Below are 19509 nucleotides of genomic sequence, written 5' to 3' on the forward strand. Positions count from 1 at the left end.
TTGGTTTACTGTATCGGTTCAGTTCGGCAGGATTAGCAAAATGACCAGTCTGTTACTCTATCAGCGCATCGCCCAGCAACTGGCTGAGGATATCCGCACGGGTGTGTACCGGCCAGGGGAGCGCGTGCCCTCGGTGCGCAAGATGAGTGCGCAGCTCAGCGTCAGCCACGCCACGGTGCTGCAAGCCTACGCCAACTTAGAGGATCAGGGGTTGATCCGCGCGCGGCCACAGTCGGGCTTTTATGTGCACCAAACGCCGGCTTTGACGGCTGCCACGCCGGATATCGCCCGTGTCGAACTGCCAGGGTTGGTCACCCGCAGCAGCATCATCAATCAGGTGTTGATCGAGTCGCGCCGTGACGGTGTGATTCCACTGGGGGCCGCCGTGCCCCATGTCGATTACTTCCCCGTGCGCGCGTTGCATCAGCAACTGGCCAAGGTCACCCGTTTTCACAGCTCGCGGGCTTTTGGCTATATGTTCACTCCAGGCCATGAGCCGCTGCGCCGCCAAGTGGCGATCCGGATGCGCGACGCCGGGGTGGTGGTCGATCCCGCCGAGGTGGTGATCACCCACGGCTGCGTCGACGCCATGCAGATGAGCCTGCGCGTGCTGACTAAACCGGGCGATCTGGTGGCCATGGAGTCGCCGATCTATTACGGCCAACTGCAAGTGGCCGATTTGCTCGGCCTTAAGGTCATCGAAATCCCCAGTGACCCGATCACTGGGGTTAGCTTAGAAGCGCTGCAACTGGCGGCCAACCAATGGCCGATCAAGGCTTTGATTCTGACCGCACGCTTAAGCAATCCGCTGGGCAGTACGGTGCCAGAAGAGCGGCAGAAACATCTGCTGCGCTTGGCCAGCGATTACGATTTCAATGTGATTGAGGATGATATCTACGGCGAGCTGCTGTTTGATCCGGGCTCGACCAAGGCGCTCAAGTCCCATGACCGCGAGGGGCGGGTGGTGTACTGCTCGAGCTTCTCGAAAACCCTCTCGCCTGGGGTGCGCATCGGTTGGGTGGTGGCGGGTAAGCATCAGCCGGAAATCGAGCGTTTGCAGACCTTCAGCACCTATTCGGCGTGCAGCGTGACGCAAATGGGCGTGGCCGCTTATCTGGAAAACGGCGGTTATGATCGCCACCTGCGTTATGTGCGGCAGGAGTATCGGAAAAACCTCAGCGCCTTCCAGCTCGCCGTGCAGCAATACTTTCCTGCGGGCACCCAGATCAGCCGACCCAAGGGCGGTTTTGTGCTGTGGGTCAGTCTGCCGGCGCGGGTCAACACCAAAGACCTGCACTTGCGCGCCTTGCAGCAGGGCATCAGCATCGCGCCGGGGCTGATTTTCAGTAACACCGAGCAGTTCAACCACTGCTTCCGCCTCAATTGCGGCATTCCTTGGGATCGCGAAAGCGAGCGGGCGCTGATGACGTTGGGGCTGTTGGCCAATCAGCTGTGCCAGGAAGGCCAAGAGGCTTTTTAACCCAGGCTTAACCCGTCCCAGGCGGGGCCGCCGTCTACCTAAGCGAGGATGCACTTGCTTAAGGAGATTGGTGATGACTGCGGCCCCTTTGTACAGCCGTCCGTTATGGGCGGGTTTTTCTGTGACCCTGCTGCTGGGCTTAGTCGCCTGTGGCAGCGCCACTGCGCCAGAGCCTGAGCGCACAGAGCGGCTCAGCGAAGCGGCTAGCGCTCCTATGCGTGCAGCCAGCCAGCCGCGTACCGTGCTGCGTCAAGCGCCGTTAGCTATGCCGGTTAGCGCTGCCTACGCGGCTGACTACAGCTTGATGGAAGGCCTGGCGCCGCCTGAGCAGCCCAGCCGCGAGCAATACCAGAAACTGCCCGATAACCCCGTGCAGGCGGTGGCCCAGCAGCCGGTATCGACCTTTAGTATCGATGTCGACACCGGCAGCTATGCCAATGTGCGACGCTTTCTTAACGACGGTCAGCTGCCGCCGGCAGAGGCGGTGCGTTTGGAGGAGCTGCTCAATTATTTCCCCTATGCCTATCCCTCTGCCGCAAGCAACGCGCCATTTGGCGTGAGCACAGAAGTGACGGCCACGCCCTGGAATCCGCACAGCCGTTTGCTGCGGATCGCGATCAAGGCGCAAGAGCTGCACAGTGTCGATCTGCCGCCAGCCAATTTGGTGTTCTTAGTGGATGTCTCCGGCTCCATGCAGCGCCGCGAGGGTTTGCCCCTAGTACAGGCCACCCTCAAGCTACTGGTGGAGCAGCTGCGCCCTGAGGATCGGGTGTCGTTGGTGACCTATGCCGGTGAATCGAAGGTGGTATTAGCGGCAACGAGCGGCAAGCAAAAGAGCAAAATTCGCGCGGCCATCGAGCAGCTCAGCGCTGGTGGCGCAACTGCCGGCGAATCCGGTATTCAGTTGGCTTATCAGCAGGCCCAGCAAGGTCTGATCAAGGGCGGTATCAACCGCATTTTGCTCGCCACCGATGGCGACTTTAACGTCGGTATCAGCGACTTCGAGGCCCTTAAACAGCTGGCCGCGAGCAAGCGCAAAAGCGGCGTGTCGCTGACCACCTTGGGCTTTGGCACTGACAACTACAATGAGCGCCTGATGGAGCAACTGGCCGATGCCGGCGATGGCAACTACGCCTATATCGATAACCTGCGTGAGGCCCGCAAGGTCTTGGTCGACCAGCTCAGCTCAACCCTGGCCACGGTGGCCAGCGATGTGAAGATTCAAGTTGAGTTCAATCCGGCGCAGGTCAGCGAGTACCGCCTGCTCGGTTATGAAAACCGTGCGCTTAAGCGTGAAGATTTCAGCAATGATCAGGTCGATGCTGGCGAGATCGGCGCCGGGCATAGCGTCACCGCCCTGTATGAAGTGGTGCCAGTGGGCCAGCCGGGTTGGTTAGAGCCTTTGCGTTATCAGGCGGCTAAGCCGGCGCCGCAGAAGCAGGCCGAGGAAATGGCTTGGCTGCGGATCCGTTATAAGCCAGTTGGGCAGTCGAGCAGTAAACTGTTGGAACAACCGGTCGCCAGTGCCAGTCTTAAACAACCTAGCAAAGCCAGTGTGGATATGAACTTTGCGGCTGCTGTAGCGGCCTTTGCCCAGCAACTTAAGGGCGCCACCTACACCGGGGCGTTCAACATGGCCGACACGGCCCAACTGGCGCGGGCTGGCAAGGGGGAGGATCGCTTCGGTTTGCGCGGTGAATTTATCCAGCTGGTAGAACTGGCGCAGAGCCTGCAAGCGGCGCCATCCGACTTAACGACTGACCGAGTACAGCCGTGACGCAAGTGCCCCAGGAAGACGACGCCGCCTTGTTGCGGCGCTACCGCCGCGGTGAGGCAGCCGCCTTTAGCCAGCTTTACGAGCGCCATCGCCTCGGCCTGTTTCGCTTTATTCTGGGGCTATGTGGCGATCATGGGTTGAGCGAAGAGGTGTTTCAGGAAACCTGGCTCAGTGTGATCCGCACCCTGAGCGAGCAGCGCGACTCAGTGCTGTTCAAGACCTGGCTGTATCAGATTGCGCGTAACCGCTTGATCGACCACTGGCGCAAAAATGCCCGCCATCACAGCGGCCATAGCGAGTACGACGAGCAGCAGCACGCCCAGCCTGACCCGCAGCCCAGCCCTGAGCAGCAATTAAGGCTCAGCCAGGACCAGCAGCGCTTGCAGGCTGCTCTGGCTGATTTGCCGCCTGAACAACGCGAAGTGTTTTTGCTGCGCACCCATGCCGAACTGGAATTAAGCGACATTGCCGAGCTGACCCAGCAGCCTGCCGAAACGGTAAAAAGTCGCCTACGCTACGCCATGCAAAAGTTACGTCGGCTGTTGGCTGAGCCCGCAGCTGAGGAGTTGTCGTTATGAAGCCTAATCCACCCAGTGCAACTGATCTGCTGACGGCCGAGCAGCAAGAGCAACTGCTGACACACTTTCGCCAGCACAGCCAGGCGGCCCCTAGCGCGCAAGTCGATGCGTATATCTTGGCGGCTGCAAGTGCGACTGCAAGTGCGGCTGCAAGTGCCGCTGCAAGTGCGGCTGCCAGCGCAGCGGCTAATGCTCAGCCCCGGGCCGCAAGGCCGAGCCTGCTGGCGCGTTGCTGGGAGGCGCTACGCCAGGGCCAGACCCCGCGTTGGTCGGTGGCCGTGGCTGGGTTGGCCTGTGTCGGCTTGGTACTTAATCTGAATTGGCGCAGTGCCGAGCAGTCGGCAGGCAATCAGCTGGAGACTGCTCAGGCGCCAGCGTTCTCGGCTGCAATCAGCCGCGCAGTGCCAATGCCGGCGGCTCCGGTATCCAGTGTTGCGCACTTGGCTGAAGAAGCCGCTGCGCCCAGTGCGCCCTTGAATGCCCGTCGCAGTGCGCCGCCCAGTGCCGCCAAACAAGCGCCGTTAGCGGCCATGGCCAGCCCAGAAGCGAGCCTGAGTGATAGCGCCAGTGCTGCTGGGCTAGCGGCTGAATCAGCGGTTGATCAGCCGCTACTGGAGCAACTTCAGCAATTGCTCAAACTGCGACATAACGGCGCAACGGCCGAGGCTGATGCCTTATTGGAAAAACTTCAGAAAGAGCATCCCGAGGTGGATATAGAGGCGCGTCTGAGCCAGTTGCATGGCCAGCCCTGAGTTAGGGCTGGATCTGGGATGGGCCAGTGAGGCCCAGCTCGCACCGAAACATCAGCCAATAGGCGCTTGCCAGAGCCGCTGCAAGGGGCGAGCATAGGCCTTTATCAGGTCGTTACTGTAGTTAATCATGTCACCAATTCAGCGTGTTTTAGTGCTTATTGGCACTTTGTCATTATTCGCCTGCGACCAGTCTGACCAACCGCCCAAGCCTGTCACTGCGCCACCGGCCGCCAGCCAACCCAGCCCAGTAGAAAGTCCGCCTGCGCCAGAACTGCCAGCCACTAAGCCGACTGCTCCTGCGATTCCTGAGCAGCCTAAGGTCGAGGTTAAAGAGCAAGCGACTAAAGCCGAAGAACCGCCGCCCCCGCATCCGGCACCGGCCACGGCCGAGCAAGCCCGCCCGCTAAGCTCGGCGGCGGTTGAGCTGAAACATGAAAGCAAGCCGCTGACCATTACCCTGCCGGCTAAAGAGGTACGGGCCAAGGTGAAGAGCCCAGCCAAGCTTGACCTGAGCCTAAAGCCGAATGTGTTTGATCCGCTGCAGCCGGTGGAGAAAGACGAGAGTGACCATGACGGCCTGCTGCCTCCCATGTTTGGCGAGAAGGCGGCGCAGGAGAGTCCGTTTCAGATCAACGGCAAACTGATCACCAATGATCAGCAGCGCGGCGATTACTGGGATTCAGTGGAAGGCGCACAGCTTAATTTTGAGTTTAAGCAGTAGCCTTTGGCGGTTTACCCAAGCTATAAAAAAACCGGCCACGGGGGCCGGTTTTTTTATAGCTTGGGCTTAGATCAGCTCAGCCCAGAGGTCGTACTCGTCGGCATCGACGATGCGCACGCGGACTTTATCGCCGGGCTTAACGGCCGTGCTTTCGATAAACACGCTGCCGTCGATTTCCGGGGCGTCGGCGTAGCAGCGGGCCACGGCGCCTTGGTCGTCGACTTCATCGATCAGCACGTCCATTTCTTTGCCGACTTTCAGTTGCAGGCGCGCGGTGCTGATGGCTTGCTGGTGTGCCATAAAGCGATCCCAGCGGTCTTGTTTGACCTCGTCCGGTACGGCGTTGTCCAGCAGGTTGGCCGGCGCACCTTCCACAGGCGAATACTGGAAGCAGCCGACGCGGTCGAGCTGTGCTTCGGTCAGCCAATCCAGTAGGTACTGGAAGTCTTCTTCGGTTTCGCCGGGGAAGCCGACGATAAAGGTCGAGCGGATGGTCAGCTCCGGGCAGATCTCGCGCCAGGCCTTGATGCGGGCCAGGGTTTTGTCTTCGAAGGCCGGGCGTTTCATGGCCTTGAGCACTTTCGGGCTGGCGTGCTGGAAGGGGATATCCAGGTAGGGCAGGATCTTGCCGGCGGCCATCAGCGGGATCAGCTCATCGACGTGCGGGTATGGGTAGACGTAGTGCAGGCGTACCCACACGCCCATGCTCGACAGCGCTTGGCACAGCTCGGTCATGCGGGTTTTCACCGGCTGGCCGTTCCAGAAGTCGGTTTTGTACTTCATGTCGACGCCATAGGCGCTGGTGTCTTGGGAGATCACCAGCAGCTCTTTGACGCCGGCTTTGACCAGACGCTCGGCTTCGCTGAGCACTTCACCCACCGGGCGGCTGACCAGCTTGCCGCGCATGGAGGGGATGATGCAGAAGCTGCAACTGTGGTTACAGCCTTCGGAAATCTTCAGGTACGCATAGTGACGTGGGGTCAGCTTGACGCCTTGCGGCGGTACCAGGTCGATCAGTGGATTGTGCTCGGTGCTGGGCGGCACCACTTCGTGCACGGCATTGAGCACTTGCTCGTACTGCTGCGGGCCGGTAACGGACAGCACGCTGGGATGCACATCGCGAATCGCGCCTTCTTCCACGCCCATGCAGCCGGTGACGATGACCTTGCCGTTTTCGGCAATGGCTTCACCGATCACTTCCAGCGACTCGGCTTTGGCGCTGTCAATAAAGCCGCAGGTGTTGACCACCACCACGTCAGCGTCTTGGTAGGTCGGCACCACTTCGTAGCCTTCCATACGCAACTGGGTGAGGATGCGCTCGGAGTCGACAAGGGCTTTGGGGCAGCCGAGTGAAACGAATCCGACTTTAGGCGTGGCGGGGGTGGGCATGGATGAACCTCAGGCGTGTACGGATGGATGCTGGACGCTTTAGCGCCTCTGATCAAAAAGTGCGCAATTCTAGCGGTGACGCTCAGACTTGACCAGCTCTGCGCGTCACCTATTGCATCACACCGGCCTGGGTTTAAGAGGATTTGCCCGGCAGCATGCGGGTCAGGGTGTCATCACGCAGGATATGGTGATGGATCACCGCCGCCACGGCGTGCAGGCCAATCAGCCAGTAACCGGTTACACCCGCCAGCTCATGCCACTGTTTAAGGGTGCCAGCCAATTCAGCGTTTTCGCCAATCAGTGCCGGCACTTGCAGGCCAAAGAACGGGATTGGCTTCCCGGCCGCGCTGAGAGTCAGCCAGCCTACCAGCGGCAAGCCAATCATCAGGGCATACAGCGCCAGGTGCATAAGCTTGGCCGGAATCGCCTGCCAGACGGGCAGGGCGGGGGTGATCGGCGGCGTTGGGCTCAGGGTACGAGCCAGCAAGCGCAGCCAGACCAAGGCAAACACGGCCAGGCCCAGCATAAAGTGCCATTGCTTGAGCAGCTCGCGCAGGTCGCTGCCTTTGGGGTAGTTGACCCTGAGTTCAATACAGGCATATACCGCGGCGATAAGCAGCAGCATTAGCCAATGCAGGGCGATGGATAAACGGTTGTAACGGGGCGTGAGTTGGCTCATCAGGGTTCCTTATATTCCCGCACTTTTTGGCAGGATTGGTACAAGACTAACCCTTTGTATAAGCAAAGAACCTACCCAGATCAATTTAACGGCTTGGCTTGCTGGCGTTTTTCGATAGCTTTCAGAAGTTTCTCGGCCAAGGCGGGGTAGTTTTCATCGTAATGATGGCCGCCAGGCAGTTGCAGCATCTCGCCCACGGCTGAGCTTTGCGTGCAGCCACTGCTGTCGGCTTCTTCGCTGCCGTACACGCACAGCACTTTTTCGGCGGGCAGCTTGGCCAGTTCTGGGCCGGTGGCGGCTTCCTGACCGGCCTGGCCGAGCCAGCCCTCTACCTCGATCTGGAAGCTGCCGCTACGGCCCAGGGCTAGCAGCAAAATGGCGTCGACCTGCTGTTGATCAGCGCTGGGCAGCTGGTTATAGATCGCCGGCAGGGCATCGGCGCCAAAGGAGAAGCCAGCCAGCACAAAGCGCTTGGCTTGCCACTCGGTGCGGTATTCCTGCATCAGGTTGCTTAAATCGCTGGCTGCTTGGGCCGGGCTCTTGTGTTGCCAGAAGTAGCGCAGGGCGTCGATGCCGACTACCGGATAGCCGCGCTGGGCCATTTGTTCGGCGACGTCGCGATCCAGATCGCGCCAGCCGCCATCGCCGGAGTAGAACAGGGTGACCGTATCGGCGCTCTCTTGCTGGGTCACTTCCACCACTGGGATAGGTGCGGCGGCGCCACTTAAGGCTTGCTCGATGCCTTGCTTGAGCAGTTCGCTGAGGGTGCTGTCGTAGTCGCTGATGCTGGTTTGCGCGTTCATTTGCTCGCGGGCGAAGCGTGCGCTGTCATCATCGGGGTTGTCGTTCCAGGCGATGTTCCATTTGCCGTGTTCGGCTTTCTCCGGCAAGGGTTGAGCACAATCCGCTTGTTTGAGGCTAAAGCCAATCGACAGGGCCTGGGCGTTGTCGCTGCTTTGCCCGGCCAGCCAGCGCCAGGCAAACGCGGCGCCAGGGCCGATGCCGGCCACAAGGGTCGGCTCGCCGAGTCGGGCAATGGCCGCTTGGCTGCGTGCTTGCAGGGCACTGCAGCTATCGGGCAGGCTGATTTGCACGATGCGTGCGCCGCTGTTTTCGGCCAGCTCCAGCAGGTCGTCGTCGCTTAATAATTGTTCGCTGGGGTTGACCAGTAGCACTCGCGCCGTGGCCGCGCCTAAGGCATTGGCTTGGGTCAGGCTGCTGCCATCGGCCAAGGTCTTGTGCACCACCCGGGCGGGGTTGGCTGGGCGATTCCACAGCAGCACGGCCACGCCTAATAAGATCAGGGCTACTACGAGCAATACTCTGCGCCAATACCGTTTAAGCATGTTGCCTCAGCGTTTAACCAGGCCGCTGTAACCGCCGGCGATCAATGCCGCAGTGTCAGCTAAGGCCACTAATGGATCAAGGCCGGCGGGCACGGCCATATAGCGTGGCTCCCAGTCCGGCATAAATTTATCTTTAAAACGACGTAGACCTTGGAAGTTGTAAAACTGCTCCCCACGTTGATACAGCAGTGAGCCCAAGCGCTGGGTGAAAGGCGCGCCACGGCGCAGTTGCAGACCGGCCAAGGGCACCATGCCGAGGCTGAAGCGCTCATGGCCGCTGTCTTTAAAGTGCAGCAGCAGGTTGAGCATCAGAAATTCCATGGTCAGCTTCGGTGCATCCGGGTGGACGCGCATCAGGTCGAGGCTGGCCAGTTCCTTGCTGGAGGTCTCCAGCAGGTTGGCGAAGGCCACCGGCGCGCCGTTGAAGTTGATCACGGCGATGCGAAAGTGCTGCAGGTACTTGGTGTCAAAGCGGCCGAGGGAGAAGCCTTTCTCACGCACGTTTTTACCCAGCATCCAGGCGCTGGAAATGGCCTCCAGGGCATCTAATGGGGCCTGGCCAGCTGGGTAAATATGCAGCTGCAAGCCATCACGCTGGCCACGGCTGAGGGTGTAGCGCAGATCCTTCATGGCCTTGCTCTTTTGCTCAAGGTCAAAGCTGAGCAGGTTGACCCGCGCCTCTTCACCGAGCTTGAGCGCCGTGAGGCCGATGTCCATGTAATAGGGCAGGTTCTCGGCACGCACCTGATAAAACACCGGGCGCGCATGCTGCAAATCGCAAAGGTCGCGGAATTGCCAGATCAGCTCGGCACGGCATTGGGGCGGGCCGATGGGGTCGAACAAGGCGATCAGGCTGCGGCCATGGCGGGCAAACATCAAAAAGCCATCGCCGGCAGGGTTAAACAACAAGGCCTTATCGCTGGTCAGCACCAAGCCGCCATCGGGTTGGTTGGAGGCTTTGACGATGTCGCGCGCTTGCTCCAGCTGCTCCTCGGTGACCGTTTCAATCACCATGGGGCTTGGTCGCAGCAGCCAGAGCAGCGCAATCAGGCTCAGTAGCACGCCACTGGCTAAGGCGGCGCGCAGGGTGCGTGGCGCGTCGGCGTCTACCGCAAATTGCCACAGCAGCTCATGGCTGTAGGGCACGTCTTGGTAAGCGAAGAACATAAGCCACAACGAGGCGGCCAATGCCCCGGCGCTGGCGACTAAGTTACTTAAGGACAAGGGGGTGGCGAGCAAGCGGCTCGGCCGATAAAACGCGTGGCGAAACAGCAGCAGCAAGCCGGCCGTAAGCAGCAGTAAGCTGGCTTCTTCCCAGTCGAAGCCCTTGAGGATCGACAGGCCGGCGCCGCCAATCAGCAGGCAGATGGTCAGCATCCAGGCGGCGGATAAGCGCCGGTGCAGGCCGTGGGCGAGCAGCAGGCACAGCACACCGACCAGACTGGCGGCCAAGTGCGAGGCATCGATCAGGCGATGGGGCACTAGGAAGCTTAAGTACTCCAGGCGGGTATCCGAGGCGGGTGTGGCGCCGGAGAACAGCAGCACCACCCCGGAGAGAAACACCATGGTGGCGAGAATCGGCGCCGCCAGGCCAGAGGTAAACCGCACGGCCTGGCGGCCGGCGGGCAGCCAGCGCCCGGCCTCGTTGGCCAGCAGCAGGATACAAGCCAGGAGCAAGGGCAGGCCGATGTAGATCAGGCGATACAGCAGCAGTGCCGCGGCCAGGGGCGCAGCCCCCAGCTGATTGGCAAAGGCCGCCAGCAGCACGGCTTCAAACACCCCGACGCCGCCGGGAATATGGCTGAGTACGCCCGCGGCCAAGGCTAACAGGTAAACCAGAATGAAGGCCGTGAATGGCGGCGCCTCAGGCAGCAGCAGATACAGCACCGCCGCCGCAGCGCTGACATCGAGCAGGGTAATCAGCAGTTGCAAGGCGCTCAGGCGTAACCCTGGCAGGCGCACGCGGCGCTTGCCTAAGCGGATCAATACACTGCCTAGAGTCTGGGTTTGCAGGTCGCGACGTTTAGCCAAAAGCACCAAGATTGCCGCGCTGGCGAGTAACACGGCGCTGGCGCTGAGCAGTACCAGGTTGGCAGATAAGTGCAGGGCTTGTGCGGCAGCGCTGGGGTTAAGCAGGGCGGCCAGGGCGGCCAGCGGAGGCAGTGCGCAACCTAGCGCCAGGCTGGCAAATAAAGTGATGCGGGCAATATCGGCGTTACTGACTTTCTCTCTGCTATATAGGCGATAGCGCACCGAGCCGCCGGTGAACAAGGCAAAGCCAATTGCGTTGCCAATGGCCGAGGCGCAGAAGTTGGCCATGGCCATGCCGCGCAGTGAGGGGCGCACCCCGGTGTAGCGGCACGCCGACCATTCGTAGCCCAGCAGGGCAATAAAGCTCAGTGCGGTCGCGCCGACACCGGCCAGCAAACGCCAGTCGGGGATCTCATGCAGCGCGCTGCGTAGGCTGTCCGGATCGAGTTCGCGGAGCAAATGCCAGCAGGCAAATAAGCCCAGGGCAAACAGCAGAGCGGTAATTAACAGGCTTAGGGGTTGGCGGTAAGCGCTTAGGCGCAGTAACCAGCGGGCTGGTTTGGACGCTTCGGTTGCCGAGGGGGAATCGACGGGGAGGGGGTTGCTGTGCATCAAGCACCTCATGCTGAGTTGGCCACAGCATGTGGGGGCTCTGATGATCTTCCAAGTACCGGTCCGAGAAAGGCGACTAACGGTAGGCTGCTAGCGGTAAGGGCGCAGTGGATGAAATCGCGGCCATAAAAAAAGCCACTCAGTAGAGTGGCTTTTGATATTTGGTTGCGGGAGCCGGATTTGAACCGACGACCTTCGGGTTATGAGCCCGACGAGCTACCAGACTGCTCCATCCCGCGCCGGCCATTTTATACAGATACGCTCTGCTGTCAATCGATTTCTGGTTTTTAATCAATAACTTAAATAATTAATTCGACCAAACAAAAAAGGCCACTCGATTGAGTGGCCTTTTTTGAGTATCTGGTTGCGGGAGCCGGATTTGAACCGACGACCTTCGGGTTATGAGCCCGACGAGCTACCAGACTGCTCCATCCCGCGCCGGCCATTCTATATAGATCCGCCTAGCTGTCAAGATTTTTTAAGTAAATCATTGGTTTAGTGGCGCAGGCTGGGCGCTGTAAAGGGTTTAGGAAGCATTTTGCTGCTGGGTCTTAAGTGTTTTTCACTATCTTTTCACGGGCAATCCACTATGTTGGCACCAGTAAACAGGAGAAATCACGGATGAAGACCCTTATGTTGCTGTGCGGACCCTGCCAGTTAGCAGGGGTGTTCTAGTGTCACGGCGAAGCTAGCTCACGTTGTCTGCTTAGCGCTTAGCCGGTGCAAGCACTGCTCTGCTTATCTCTGGCAGGGTGAGGCACTAAAGGCGGCGGTGTGCAGTCTGTTAGAAGCTGAATTCGTTCATTCGAACCTCAACCCACTTTGAAGTCCTCTATGCCTCACACTAGTCGTTTGGATTCTGCACCACCCCAGCGCGCTGCGGCGCCCTCGGTTAAATCTCACCTAGCCTTTGTCGCGCTCAGTAGCGTTTTAATGATGCTGCTGTTAAGTCTGCTGCGTCTGGCGTTGCTGCTCTATAACCGCGAGATGATCCTCGACACGCCCTTAAGCGTGATCCTTGAGGGCTTCTTTAATGGTCTGCGCTTCGATTTACGCCTAATAGCTTATGTCAGTGCACCTTTATTACTGTGCCTGTTAAGTGTCAGGGCCATGGCTGCGCGCGGATTGATGCGCCTGTGGCTGGTGTTCGCTTCTTGCGTGATGATCCTGCTGGGCTGTATGGAGCTGGACTTCTACCGAGAGTTTCACCAACGCTTAAACGGTCTGGTGTTCCAGTACGTTAAAGAAGATCCCAAAACCGTGCTGAGCATGATCTGGTACGGTTTCCCGGTGGTGCGTTATCTGCTTGCTTGGCTGGCCGGTACGGCATTGCTGTATTGGCTGTTCCTGCGTATTGATCGCCTGACCTGGCGGCCGCGCGCGAGCTCGTCGGCCGCGGTAGCGGTGAAAAACACGGCAGGTTTGCCGGTGCGTATGGTCGTGTTGCTGTGCTGCGTGGTGATAACGACTTTGGCCATCCGTGGCACTTTACGTCAGGGGCCGCCCATGCGTTGGGGGGATGCATACACCACCAACTCACTGTTTATTAACCAGTTGGGCGTCAATGGCACTCTGTCGCTGATTGAGGCGGCACGCAACCAGATGGGCGAAGACCGCGACAATATCTGGAAGAGCACCCTGCCTGCCGATCAAGCTCAGCAGCTTGTGCGTGACATGCTATTGACCCCGCAGGACACCTTGGTTGACGCTGACCAAGCGCCAGTGCGCCGCGACACCCTGCCAGATGCCGACAAAACCTTGCCGGCAGTGCGCAATGTGGTGGTCATTCTGATGGAAAGCTTCGCTGGTCACTCGGTGGGCATCATGGGTGGCAAGAGCGAGATCACCCCGTACTTTGATCAGTTGGCCCAAGAAGGTTTGCTGTTTAAGCGCTTCTTCTCCAATGGCACCCACACCCACCAGGGTATGTTTGCCACCATGGCGTGTTTCCCCAACATGCCAGGTTTTGAGTACCTGATGCAGACCCCGGAAGGGGCACACAAGCTCTCTGGCTTGCCGGCCGTGCTTAAGCCGCGCAATTTCGATGATGTCTACGTGTATAACGGCGACTTCGCCTGGGACAACCAGTCGGGCTTTTTCGGCAACCAAGGTATGACCACCTTTATTGGTCGTAATGACTTTGTCGATCCGGTGTTCTCTGACCCAACCTGGGGTGTCTCGGACCAGGACATGTTTGACCGCGCTTTGCAGGAGCTCAAACAGCGCGATGGCAAGAAGCCGTTCTATGCCTTGCTGCAAACCCTGTCGAACCACACGCCATATGCCCTGCCGACGCCATTGCCGGTTGCAGCAGTGACCGATCGCGGTAGCTTGAACGAGCACTTAACCGCGATGCGCTACGCCGATTGGGCGCTGGGCCAGTTCTTTGCCAAGGCTAAGCAAGAGCCTTACTTCAAAGACACGTTGTTTGTGGTGGTGGGTGATCACGGCTTTGGTAATGAGCAGCAGATCACCGATATGGACTTGGGGCGCTTTAACGTGCCGCTGCTGCTGATTGCCCCGGGCATTCAGGATAAGTTCGGCGCCGACAGCCAGGTGGTCGGTACCCAAGTGGATATCGTGCCAACCATCATGGGCCGCTTGGGCGGTGAGTACCGGCAGCAGTGCTGGGGCCGTGATTTGCTGAACTTGGCGGAGGGCGATCAAGGCTTCGGCATCATCAAGCCATCGGGCAGTGATCAAACCGTTGCTCTGATTCATGGCGGCGAGTTGATCGTGCAGCCTAAGGACATGCCGGCCAAGGCCTGGGGCTATCAGTTGGGCAGCGATCCGAAAGGCTGGCCGCTGGAGTTCAATGAAGCAGGCCAGCAGTTCAAGCTGAAGCTGGATGCTTACATCCAGACCGCGACGCAAAGCCTGATCAATAACACCGCCGGCACCCATCCGGTGGAGTGATCGCAAGGCACTGGCCAGCCTTCGGGTTGGCCAGTGCCGGCTAAGGTCTTGGGGTAGGGCGCAGGCTAGATAAAAACTGCGCCCATAAAAAAAGCCACTCTATTGAGTGGCTTTTGATATTTGGTTGCGGGAGCCGGATTTGAACCGACGACCTTCGGGTTATGAGCCCGACGAGCTACCAGACTGCTCCATCCCGCGCCGGCCATTCTATACAGATAGCTCTTCGTGTCAACTTAAATTTACCCATAATTCTTTTTTATTCAGAAGCTTAGCGCTATACCTTGGGCCTTTAAGGGTACTTTTGGCGTAGCCGCTAAGGCTGTGGATGCGCTAGAGTCGCGCTGCCTCGCCAGCGGCGGGGCCTTCTTCCGCTCAGGATTCAGTTGATTGTCATGCTCATGTTCCCGTCGCCTTATGTCGCTCCGTCTGCTGCAGCTTTCTGGCACAGTGCTGTGGCCAGCGGCCTGCTTGCTTAGGAGCAGCGGCGATGAACATGCGCAAAATTATTCATGTTGACTGCGACTGCTTTTACGCTGCCCTGGAGATGCGTGATGACCCGAGCCTCGCCAGCAAACCGCTGGCGGTCGGTGGTTCGGCTGAGCGCCGCGGGGTGATTGCCACCTGTAACTACGAGGCGCGGGCCTATGGCGTGCGTTCGGCGATGGCTTCGGCGCAGGCGCTGAAGTTGTGCCCGGACTTGGTCATCGTCAAACCACGGATGGATGTGTACAAGGCGGTGTCGCAGGAAATCCACGGCATTTTTCGTGATTACACCGAGTTGATCGAGCCGCTATCGCTGGATGAAGCCTACTTGGATGTCAGCGCCAGTACGCACTTTGCCGGCAGCGCCACGCGCATCGCGCAGGAGATTCGTCGGCGCGTCTCACAGCAGTTGCATATCACCGTGTCCGCCGGGGTGGCGCCGAATAAGTTTCTGGCCAAGATCGCCAGTGACTGGAAGAAGCCCGACGGTTTATTTGTGATTACCCCGGCGCAGGTGGCTGACTTTGTCGCTGAACTGCCCGTGAGCAAATTGCATGGGGTGGGTAAGGTCACCGCGCAGCGACTTGCACGGCATGGCATTCGCACCTGTGGCGATCTCCGCCAATGGCAGAAGCTGGCCTTGGTCAAAGAATTCGGCAGTTTCGGCGAGCGCTTGTGGGGCTTGGCCCAGGGCATTGATGAGCGGCCGGTGCAAAACGATAGCCGGCGGCAGTCCGTGAGCGTGGAGAACACCTTCGAGCAAGATTTACCGGACTTGCCCAGTTGCCTCGCGCAACTGCCTGGATTACTGGAGGAGCTGACGCGGCGTTTGGCGCGGCTAGATCCGAGCTACCGGGCCGGCAAGCCGTTTGTGAAGGTCAAGTTCCATGACTTTACCCAGACCACCTTGGAGCAGCACGGCGCGGGCCGTGATCTGGACAGTTACCAGCGGTTGCTCAGCGCGGCGTATGCCCGTGGCAACAAAGCGGTGCGTTTGCTCGGCGTAGGGGTGCGCTTGCATGACTTGCGTGGCCAGCATGAACAGCTGGAGCTGTTTAGCCACTAAACCTGGCGCTAAACCGAGACGAAAAAAAACGAAGCGCTGAGGCTTCGTTTTTTCTGCAGCAAGCGTTGCTTAGTGCGAGCGCGGCACGGCTTTAAGCAACTCATCCGGGGGCATTTCGCAGGCGATTTTACGTCCCAGCAAGGCTTCGATGGCGGGCAGGGCGTAAGCGTCGTCTTCACCGGCAAAGCTGATCGAGGTGCCGTTGGTGCCAGCGCGGCCGGTACGGCCAATACGGTGCACGTAGTCGTCTGGGGTTTCGGGCAGAGTGAAGTTGATCACGTGGCTGATGCCGTCGACGTGGATACCCCGACCGGCTACGTCAGTGGCCACGAGTACGCGAATCTTGCCTTCGCGGAAGCCTTCCAACACTTTGATCCGTTTGTGCTGCGGCACGTCGCCGGACATCTGCGCGGCGCTGACGCCGTCGCGGGTCAGGCGTTCTTCGATACGCCGCACTTCGTCTTTGCGGTTGGCGAAGACCATCACCCGCGTCCAGTCGTTCTGGGTGATCAGGTTATACAGCAGCTTGTATTTGTCGCTGCCGGCCACGGCGTAGACGTGCTGTTCAACGGTGTCGCTGGCCACGCTTTCCGGTTCGATTTCGACGATGGCCGGGTCCGTGGTCCACTGCTTGGCCAGGTTCATCACGTCTTCGGTGAAGGTGGCGGAGAACAGCAGCGTCTGCCGCTCGCCCTTCATCGGGGTCTGGCGGATGATCTGGCGCACTTGCGGGATAAAGCCCATGTCGAGCATGCGGTCGGCTTCGTCCAGCACCATCACTTCGACCATGTCCAGGTGCACTTCGCCGCGCTGGTTAAAGTCGAGCAGGCGCCCTGGGGTGGCCACCAGAATGTCGCAGTAGCGCGATTCCAATTGCTTGAGCTGTTTATCGAAGTCCATGCCGCCGACAAAGCTCATTACGTTGAGGTCGCTGTACTTGGTCAGCGCCGCAGCGTCTTTAGCGATCTGCACCACCAGCTCACGGGTGGGGGCGATGATCAGCGCGCGCGGTTCGCCCATATAGCGCTCTTTCGGCGGTGGCGTTTGCTGCAGCTGAGTGATGATCGAAATCAGGAACGCGGCGGTTTTACCGGTGCCGGTTTGCGCCCGGCCAATGGCATCGCGGCCACTTAAGGTAAAGCCCAGCACCTGCGCCTGGATCGGCGTGCAGTAAGGGAAACCGAGGTCATGAATGGCATGCATCAGCTCCGCTGAGAGCTTGAAGTCATGGAAACGGGTCTTGCCTTCGGCAGGCTCCACCACGAAGTCGGCCAACTGCCAGTTATCGACTGGTTTGGCAGGGCGTTCGCGGCGCGCTTTGACCGGCTTGTCCTGAGCGGGCGCAGACTTGGCCACGCTGTCAGTGGCGCGGGCTTTGCTGTGCTGCACAGGTTTTGCCACTGGGGTTGCGGACTGCGGCTTGGCCGCTGGCGTCACGGGCGCTGGAGTTGCAGAGGCGGTGGGCTGGTGGCCCTCGGCTTTACCGAAGATTTTCTTAAGTGCTTTGAGCACGGCCATCTCATCAATTGGTTAAGGAATGAACGGTCGCCAGTGTAATGCAAGAAGCCGGTGTGGCGAAGAGCCCGACCGGTTTGCCTTGTCTGGCGGCGCAGCTGAGGCCTGCAAGAGGCCTGAATGGCGCTCACCATAACAGGCCCACAGCGACTTTAGTTGTTCACGCATGCTTAGCAGCGTGGAATTAGTCGCAAAAGTAAAGATAGGTCGCACCTGCACAGCCTTGAGCCTCACCTCGATAAGACTCAAGGCCAGCGCTTAACTTGGCTGATGCAGGGTAATGGCCACGGCAAAGCCGCTTAAGCGGGCCGTGATGCTTTGCGCCAGTTGCGCATCGTGACGGCTTAAGTGGATGTGGGCGACCTGGCCGCGACGGCTGTCGGCAAGCACTTCGACCCGCGCTGCCGGGTCCAGAGCGCTGACCAGCTCTTGGTAAACCCGGCGAATCGCCTCAAAGCGCAGCTCAGGTTTAAACGTCTTGCCCACGGCAGTCACTGGGATGCTGTCGATGATCCAGGCGTTTTTCGGGATCGCGGCGCGTTCCGGGATATGCGCGGCGGCGTGCTCCAGCAGTTCCTGCTCACTGGCCTTGGCACCTGGCTTGAGCTGGATATACACCACGGGCAGCTCGCCGGCTTTCTCATCGGGTTTGCCCACCGCTGCGGCCAGGGCCACAGCGGGATGCTTGTGCAGGGCTTCTTCGATCATCTGCGGATCGATGTTGTGGCCGCCACGGATGATCAGATCCTTACTGCGCCCGGTCAGCCATACATAACCGTCGGCATCGACCCGGGCCAGGTCGCCGGTGTTGAACCAGTCGCCATCGACCCAGATGCCGGCGTTCTTGCTGGCCGGCAAGTAGCCTTTAAACACGCTAGGACCACGGATGCACAGGTTGCCGATTTCATTGGGCGCCGCGTTGCGCACAAACTGGCCCTGTTCATCCAGCAATTTGATTTCAACCTGGCAATAAGGCATCGGCAGGCCGATGGAGCCGGGCCGGCGTTCCCCGGCAGGAGGGTTGGCGCAGGTGCCGCAGGTGCCTTCGGTCAGGCCGTAGCCTTCAATGAGGGTCAGGCCGGTTTTGCTTTCAAACTGGCGGATCAGCTCCACCGGCATCGGCGCCGCGCCGCACAGGGCATAGCGTAACGAGCTTAAGTCGTGGCCAGCGCTGGGCACTTGCAGCAGGCCGGCATAAATAGTCGGCACGCCGCTAAAGAAACTGACTTTATGCCGCTCGATGATTTTCCAGAAATTAGTGATCAGTGCAGGCGTGCGGTAGCCCTGCGCAGTGGCGACGAGCACCTCGGCGCCGCCATAGAAGGCCGTGAGACCGGTGACCACCACGCCATTGACGTGAAACAGTGGCAGGCCGCACAGCGCCACATCGCCGGGGCCGAAGTTGGTCACCAGGTTCATGCTGTAGGCCATGGCCACTTCGTTGCCGTGGCTGTGTGGCGCCAGTTTCGGCGTGCCGGTAGTGCCGCCGGTATGGAAGTAACTGGCGATCTCATCGGCAGCAATGACCCGGCCGCTTTGCAGGTGATCGCTGGGGTACTGGGCGATTAACTGATCGAAGTCCAGCACGCCTTCAGGTAACGGGCCGCGCTGCGCTTTGACGGCGCTGCGCATCGGTTCAGGCAGCAAGTTGGCGATGTCGACGCAGATAATGGTTTTAAGCGCGGGCAACTGGCCGCGCAGCTGTGCCACCTTGGCCCACAGATCGGTGCCGGGGAAGGGCGCTAGGGTTACGAGAATTTCGGTGTCAGCCGCGTGGATCAGCTCGGCAATATGCGCAGGTTCCAGCAGCGGGTTAATCGCGTTGACAATGCCCGCCGCTTCGCCGCCCCAGATGGTGAAGTGGGTTTGTGGCAGGTTCGGCAGTAAGAACGATACCGCCTTGCCCGGACGTAATCCCAAGTCATGCAAAGCATTGGCCGTCTGGGTGACTTTCGCCAGCAGTTCTGTGTAGGAGAGCCGGTATACCGGTTCTCCCTCGCTTGCTTGCAGGATGAATGACAGGGCCGGGGACTCGGGGTACAGCGCAGCGCTACGTTGGATCAGGGCATAGGTACTGGCCGGCAGTTGCCGGGCGGCCAATGGGGTTTGCTCGATCTGGCGAATATCGCGCAGCGATTTGATCGCCGGAGTGCTAGGCATGGGC

Annotated in this window: 13 protein-coding genes and 3 tRNA genes; 7 read left to right on the plus strand and 9 right to left on the minus strand. The window is 59.7% G+C overall.

From position 1 onward, the window contains the following. The first annotated feature begins 40 nt into the window (after positions 1-40). From NTD81_RS06195 to NTD81_RS06215, 5 genes are all read left to right on the plus strand, one after another. Positions 41-1480, plus strand: coding sequence for a PLP-dependent aminotransferase family protein (locus NTD81_RS06195; protein WP_262180592.1), 1440 nt, complete (start codon positions 41-43; stop codon positions 1478-1480). 73 nt (positions 1481-1553) lie between these two features. Next, positions 1554-3257, plus strand: a complete 1704-nt coding sequence (locus NTD81_RS06200) for a vWA domain-containing protein (protein ID WP_262180594.1) — start codon at positions 1554-1556, stop codon at positions 3255-3257. Further along, positions 3254-3835 (plus strand): RNA polymerase sigma factor, encoded by a 582-nt coding sequence (locus tag NTD81_RS06205; protein WP_262180596.1) that lies wholly within the window; start codon positions 3254-3256, stop codon positions 3833-3835. The genes NTD81_RS06200 and NTD81_RS06205 overlap by 4 nt, the downstream gene beginning before the upstream one ends. Further along, a complete protein-coding gene (locus tag NTD81_RS06210; protein ID WP_262180598.1) occupies positions 3832-4587 on the plus strand; it encodes a hypothetical protein in 756 nt (251 codons plus the stop codon). The genes NTD81_RS06205 and NTD81_RS06210 overlap by 4 nt, the downstream gene beginning before the upstream one ends. 127 nt (positions 4588-4714) lie before the next feature. Further along, a complete protein-coding gene (locus NTD81_RS06215; RefSeq protein WP_262180600.1) occupies positions 4715-5308 on the plus strand; it encodes a hypothetical protein in 594 nt (197 codons plus the stop codon). A 66-nt stretch (positions 5309-5374) separates the two neighbouring features. Here NTD81_RS06215 and rimO read toward each other — a convergent pair whose 3' ends face one another. The 6 genes from rimO to NTD81_RS06245 form a co-directional block, all read right to left on the minus strand. Next, positions 5375-6697 (minus strand): 30S ribosomal protein S12 methylthiotransferase RimO, encoded by a 1323-nt coding sequence (rimO, locus tag NTD81_RS06220; protein WP_262180602.1) that lies wholly within the window; start codon positions 6695-6697, stop codon positions 5375-5377. A 133-nt stretch (positions 6698-6830) separates the two neighbouring features. After that, positions 6831-7376: a cytochrome b gene (locus NTD81_RS06225; RefSeq protein ID WP_262180604.1), complete on the minus strand. Its 546-nt coding sequence runs from the start codon at positions 7374-7376 to the stop codon at positions 6831-6833. An 80-nt stretch (positions 7377-7456) separates the two neighbouring features. Beyond that, positions 7457-8722 carry a virulence factor family protein gene (locus NTD81_RS06230; protein WP_262180606.1) on the minus strand — a complete coding sequence of 422 codons (1266 nt, stop codon included), beginning with the start codon at positions 8720-8722 and terminating at the stop codon, positions 7457-7459. Positions 8723-8728: 6 nt separating this feature from the next. Next, a complete protein-coding gene (mprF, locus tag NTD81_RS06235) occupies positions 8729-11365 on the minus strand; it encodes a bifunctional lysylphosphatidylglycerol flippase/synthetase MprF (RefSeq protein WP_262180608.1) in 2637 nt (878 codons plus the stop codon). Between the two features lie 162 nt (positions 11366-11527). Further along, positions 11528-11604, minus strand: a tRNA-Met gene (locus NTD81_RS06240). A 122-nt stretch (positions 11605-11726) separates the two neighbouring features. After that, positions 11727-11803, minus strand: a tRNA-Met gene (locus NTD81_RS06245). Positions 11804-12199: 396 nt separating this feature from the next. On the opposite strand from NTD81_RS06245, the gene NTD81_RS06250 reads away from it, so the two are divergent. Beyond that, positions 12200-14281 carry an LTA synthase family protein gene (locus tag NTD81_RS06250; protein ID WP_262180611.1) on the plus strand — a complete coding sequence of 694 codons (2082 nt, stop codon included), beginning with the start codon at positions 12200-12202 and terminating at the stop codon, positions 14279-14281. 121 nt (positions 14282-14402) lie between these two features. Here NTD81_RS06250 and NTD81_RS06255 read toward each other — a convergent pair. Continuing rightward, a tRNA-Met gene (locus NTD81_RS06255) sits at positions 14403-14479 on the minus strand. Between the two features lie 295 nt (positions 14480-14774). On the opposite strand from NTD81_RS06255, the gene dinB reads away from it, so the two are divergent. Beyond that, a complete protein-coding gene (gene dinB / locus NTD81_RS06260; protein ID WP_262182053.1) occupies positions 14775-15830 on the plus strand; it encodes a DNA polymerase IV in 1056 nt (351 codons plus the stop codon). A gap of 69 nt (positions 15831-15899) precedes the next feature. Here the strand turns inward: dinB and rhlB are convergent, their stop codons facing one another. Both rhlB and NTD81_RS06270 read right to left on the minus strand, forming a co-directional pair. Next, the gene (rhlB, locus tag NTD81_RS06265; protein ID WP_262180613.1) at positions 15900-17342 is read right to left on the minus strand and encodes an ATP-dependent RNA helicase RhlB; all 1443 of its coding nucleotides are present in this window, start codon (positions 17340-17342) and stop codon (positions 15900-15902) included. Between the two features lie 261 nt (positions 17343-17603). Further along, positions 17604-19505: an acyl-CoA synthetase gene (locus NTD81_RS06270; protein WP_262180615.1), complete on the minus strand. Its 1902-nt coding sequence runs from the start codon at positions 19503-19505 to the stop codon at positions 17604-17606. Positions 19506-19509: the final 4 nt, after the last annotated feature.

The sequence above is a fragment of the Pseudomonas sp. 5P_3.1_Bac2 genome (assembly GCF_025465995.1).
GTDB lineage: Bacteria > Pseudomonadota > Gammaproteobacteria > Pseudomonadales > Pseudomonadaceae > Aquipseudomonas.

Excerpts from the sequence above, each read along its gene's own strand:
- NTD81_RS06195 (WP_262180592.1), top strand. The coding sequence starts at position 41 with ATGACCAGTCTGTTACTCTATCAGCGCATCGCCCAGCAACTGGCTGAG.
- NTD81_RS06225 (WP_262180604.1), bottom strand. The coding sequence starts at position 7,376 with ATGAGCCAACTCACGCCCCGTTACAACCGTTTATCCATCGCCCTGCAT.
- mprF (WP_262180608.1), bottom strand. The coding sequence starts at position 11,365 with ATGCACAGCAACCCCCTCCCCGTCGATTCCCCCTCGGCAACCGAAGCG.
- dinB (WP_262182053.1), top strand. The coding sequence starts at position 14,775 with ATGCGCAAAATTATTCATGTTGACTGCGACTGCTTTTACGCTGCCCTG.
- NTD81_RS06270 (WP_262180615.1), bottom strand. The coding sequence starts at position 19,505 with ATGCCTAGCACTCCGGCGATCAAATCGCTGCGCGATATTCGCCAGATC.
- rimO (WP_262180602.1), bottom strand. The coding sequence starts at position 6,697 with ATGCCCACCCCCGCCACGCCTAAAGTCGGATTCGTTTCACTCGGCTGC.
- NTD81_RS06210 (WP_262180598.1), top strand. The coding sequence starts at position 3,832 with ATGAAGCCTAATCCACCCAGTGCAACTGATCTGCTGACGGCCGAGCAG.
- NTD81_RS06230 (WP_262180606.1), bottom strand. The coding sequence starts at position 8,722 with ATGCTTAAACGGTATTGGCGCAGAGTATTGCTCGTAGTAGCCCTGATC.
- NTD81_RS06250 (WP_262180611.1), top strand. The coding sequence starts at position 12,200 with ATGCCTCACACTAGTCGTTTGGATTCTGCACCACCCCAGCGCGCTGCG.
- NTD81_RS06200 (WP_262180594.1), top strand. The coding sequence starts at position 1,554 with ATGACTGCGGCCCCTTTGTACAGCCGTCCGTTATGGGCGGGTTTTTCT.
- NTD81_RS06215 (WP_262180600.1), top strand. The coding sequence starts at position 4,715 with ATGTCACCAATTCAGCGTGTTTTAGTGCTTATTGGCACTTTGTCATTA.